Source organism: Nitrososphaera sp., from assembly GCF_037447015.1.
In the GTDB taxonomy this organism is placed as follows: Archaea; Thermoproteota; Nitrososphaeria; order Nitrososphaerales; family Nitrososphaeraceae; genus Nitrososphaera.
Genome location: NZ_JBBIHK010000011.1, coordinates 1 through 3,508 on the forward strand (window position 1 = coordinate 1; position 3,508 = coordinate 3,508).

Sequence of the window (3,508 nt, forward strand, 5' to 3'; positions counted from 1 at the left end):
CCCTGCGCTACATCGTGGCCTTCTTTTTCTGCGTGTATCTTGGCCGGCTTCCATGCCCCGCTGTCTCTCCAACTTTCGCCGCAGTTTAGACAAAAGTATCGGCGCCTGGCTCTGGCCTTGACGTTCCTGGGCTCTTTGCTCGGTTCCCTTTTTACTATGTCGTCGACAACCCCGCCTATTACGCCGGTCTGGAAACGTCGTACCGCCTGGACATCCCGCCGTACGCAAGAGTAGCTTACCCCCAGTGCGATGGCTATGTGTTTCATATTGTGGCCTAGCCTTTTTTGTTCAATGACTTGTACCCTGCGGACTGCTAGTCGGTCATCCATGGTTGGCTTTCTGTGACTCAAGCTGAGACGCCTCCGAGAGTTTGTTGGTCCTGTGTCCCTATGGACAGGCACCCTTCTTTCCTTGTATAATTTCCATTGTACCCAGTAGTAAGTGACTTGTTAGGGACATAGGGACAATTTGGCTTCAAAGCTATCCCAAAATAGAAGTATGGGCGCTCTGCTCCCTTGCGTTTGCGTTCCCTTCTTACCCCAAGCGCCTTCAGTTTCTCCCCGAACTGGCGGATGTCTACATACTTGCTTCCCTTCTGTTCGCAATACTTTGCTAATGCTTCTTGGAGGTCCAGCGTCATTATTTGCAGGTCTTCATTTTCGGGGTCCAGTATGCAGCATTCATCAAAGAAACCCTGAATCTTGGTTGCCCCCAACTCGTACTGCCTGCGGATTTCATCCAGGTCTGTATCATCAAATCCCCTTTCTTCCTTCAATCGCTTCAGTCCGACAAGTGCAACATTCAGCAGGCCGGAAAGCTCGTTCTCCGTAGTAAGTTTGTCTATGAGCTGTTCGTCTCTAGCCACACCCTCGAAGGTTCTGTTGAAAGGTATGATTACCCAGCGTCTAAAGTATGCGTGGCTCTTATCATCGGTCTCTGGAATCTGGTTTGCGCTAAACACTAGTTTAGCCGTGTTCTCGAACTCGAAGGGCTCTTGATGCTTGCGTTGGGCCATGATTCTGTCGCCGCTTACAAGCACCTTGAAGTAACCAGAGTCTGTGATTCTGTCGGAGCGCAAGTCTGCAAAGACATTGAGCATCTTTCCGTATAGCTTGCTACTGGCGAACCTGTCTGTTGTGAGCTCCTGCAGAGATACGTTACTGGTCTTGTCTTTTCCCACGAGCGCGACCAAGAGTTTGATGAACACTGACTTACCATTTCCGCCCTCGCCATTCAACATGAACGCCTTCTCATACCGAGCTGAGCGAAGTAACAGGTAGCCGAACAGTCTTACAACGACCCGCAGCTGTGCGCTATCCAAGGTTGTAGTAAGGAACTTCATTATGTTCGGGCATGTCGCCTTGAGATCGTATGTCACTGGCAGTTGGGTCATAGATAAGTACGCGGGGTTGTGTGGCAGGAATTCGCCCGTCTCAATATTCAAAAGTCCGTTTCTGACGTTCAGGATATTGATGTCTTTGTCAAAGTCTGCCCTGTCTGTGTACGTGCTGGTCTGGATGTAGTAGAGGATTTCGTTGAGATCGTGCCTGGATATGTTGCGGTCTATCTGAGTTCTGACGGTCTGCTCGACAATCTCCTCGCCTCCGAGCCTGTAAACCCCTTCTTTGCTGTAGAATAGGATTTCTTTGGTGTCCTTCAGAGTCTTCAAGTTGTAGGTGGATATCAGACTGGAGCCTATGGCGTCGAGCGTATGCTCCAAGTCGGGTTTACAGAGCGTCAAGCTATTGCCTCCAACTCTATCAGTGCATTCTTGGCGTCTACCTGTGCTTGCAGTTGGGCAGCCATATCCCTGACGACCTGCTCAAAGTCGCTCTCCCAGTAGTCGATGTCATACCTCGAAAGCGCGTTGGTCAGATCCTGGTCGTTGTTGCCACGTGTCTTGAATCTGAGCTCCTTCTCGCCGTTGATGTAAAACCACGGACCGCTAAGAGCGACATAGATTAGGTGAGTGTCCTTCTTTGCATCTTGGTATGGTGCGAATGAGGAGGGCGTTTGGGCAGGTATGTGTTTGTAGGCTCGTGCAACTGCGAGGATATGCTCAACGTTTCTGTGCTCAGGTGGGATACCGAAATCGTCTAGCGTCATAGCTACGATTCCCTCTCCACGGCGTTCCGTCTGCGTACATAAGCAGAATTTTCGCAATCATGCCGGCTCCTGTCTTTCGGGTTCAGTGGAATCAGCCTACCGCTAGGCGACCTTACGCTGTCGTCGAAGAGGATTATCGCCTGACAATCGCGGCAAACCTTTGAGAAAGCGGACTTTTGTCCGCTGGTCATTGGGAGTTAGCCCCCCTGCGTTTGCATTTGTGAAACGTTGAATCCTGGGAGTTAAGCGGCAGAGGTTTCTTTGTCTTGTCGTTTAATACGTACTGTGAGAAGTAGATTAGCTCTCCACAGAAAAGACAGTTTGTATCTGCACTTATTGATATTTCCTTATTAAGTCCAATCTCGCTCATTGTTTTGCCCACTTTTTTCTGTTTTCTTTAGCCTTGTTTTTCGGCCGGCTCGATGACTATGCGGTTGCCATCTTGGAAGCACTTGACATAATCGCCCTTGTTCAGCCTAAGGCCGGCTACACATTGTTTTGGCAGCACCATCAAAATACTACCACCAGAACCTGCCTGAAGTCGTCTGTATTGGAATTCTATTAATTCCATGTAAATCCTAAGAAACACTAGTGTTATATACTAGATAAGCCTACCCGTACGCGTTTACGCATGAATCACGAGCTCGAAAAATGCGTCATGGTGGCGTTATATTTGGCGCGTGAATTGCGAAATAGAGAGTGGCTACGATTTGGAGAGATATCTGAGCTGTCCGGAGTACCAAAATCCACTCTACAGCGGATACTTCCGCGGCTAGAAGAGCGCGGCTGGATTCAAAGAAAGGATTCAGCGAGTTTTGACCCGAACGGGCCCGCAATGGCAGTATTTCACTTTGGCGGTAGGCATCACATAGTTAAGGAGATTTCCGAAGAATATGCAAAGCAGTTGCCAGCCTTAAAGAGGGTTTTGAAGAATCAAGGCCCAGCACATTACATTGATGGAAACCCCAAGCTCTTCGATGACAAAGAACAAACTTTCGAGGAATTTCTATCTCAAAGTGCAAAGAATTTAGACAAACCATTCCATGGGAAAACTGCATTGATGGATAAAGTTACAAATCAATTCACTGCAAAGCCGTATGTGTTCTATCAACTTGTTTATTTTCCCTTCATAGATGATTCCATATTTCAGTATGGGAGGAGAATATTGATGTCTATGGAAAGAGATGATCAGAATGTGCCCGTGGGAAAAAAGAGGTTTTGGCGGAATGCTGCCGCCGAGTTATTGTCAATGGTGGGAACAGAGCTGGCGCCTTAGGTTCAAACCACATTCTGACAACAAATCCTATTAGGAACATTAGACTACCTTCAGCTAATGGCGCTTCTCACGCCATCCGAGATTGCTTGGTTAAAAGCTAAACTTTGGCAAATCCCTCAGGCAGCA

5 protein-coding genes are annotated in these 3,508 nt (G+C 48.2%); 1 reads left to right on the forward strand and 4 read right to left on the reverse strand.

The window, feature by feature from the left end; genetic code table 11:
* The 4 genes from WKI84_RS05835 to WKI84_RS05850 all read right to left on the reverse strand — a co-directional run.
* Nucleotides 1–266, reverse strand: a 266-nt coding sequence (locus tag WKI84_RS05835; protein ID WP_337862592.1) for a hypothetical protein, incomplete at its 3' end; no start/stop codon positions are given.
* An 80-nt stretch (nucleotides 267–346) separates the two neighbouring features.
* A complete protein-coding gene (locus tag WKI84_RS05840) occupies nucleotides 347–1,669 on the reverse strand; it encodes a phage/plasmid primase, P4 family (protein ID WP_337862593.1) in 1,323 nt (440 codons plus the stop codon).
* A gap of 68 nt (nucleotides 1,670–1,737) precedes the next feature.
* Nucleotides 1,738–2,106 (reverse strand): hypothetical protein, encoded by a 369-nt coding sequence (locus WKI84_RS05845; protein ID WP_337862594.1) that lies wholly within the window; start codon nucleotides 2,104–2,106, stop codon nucleotides 1,738–1,740.
* Between the two features lie 397 nt (nucleotides 2,107–2,503).
* Nucleotides 2,504–2,620, reverse strand: coding sequence for an AbrB/MazE/SpoVT family DNA-binding domain-containing protein (locus WKI84_RS05850; protein WP_337862595.1), 117 nt, complete (start codon nucleotides 2,618–2,620; stop codon nucleotides 2,504–2,506).
* Nucleotides 2,621–2,737: 117 nt separating this feature from the next.
* Here WKI84_RS05850 and WKI84_RS05855 point away from each other — a divergent pair, with 117 nt between their 5' ends.
* Nucleotides 2,738–3,382: a helix-turn-helix domain-containing protein gene (locus WKI84_RS05855; protein WP_337862596.1), complete on the forward strand. Its 645-nt coding sequence runs from the start codon at nucleotides 2,738–2,740 to the stop codon at nucleotides 3,380–3,382.
* Nucleotides 3,383–3,508 lie beyond the last annotated feature (126 nt).

Excerpts from the sequence above, each read along its gene's own strand:
- WKI84_RS05845 (WP_337862594.1), bottom strand. The coding sequence starts at position 2,106 with ATGACGCTAGACGATTTCGGTATCCCACCTGAGCACAGAAACGTTGAG.
- WKI84_RS05855 (WP_337862596.1), top strand. The coding sequence starts at position 2,738 with ATGAATCACGAGCTCGAAAAATGCGTCATGGTGGCGTTATATTTGGCG.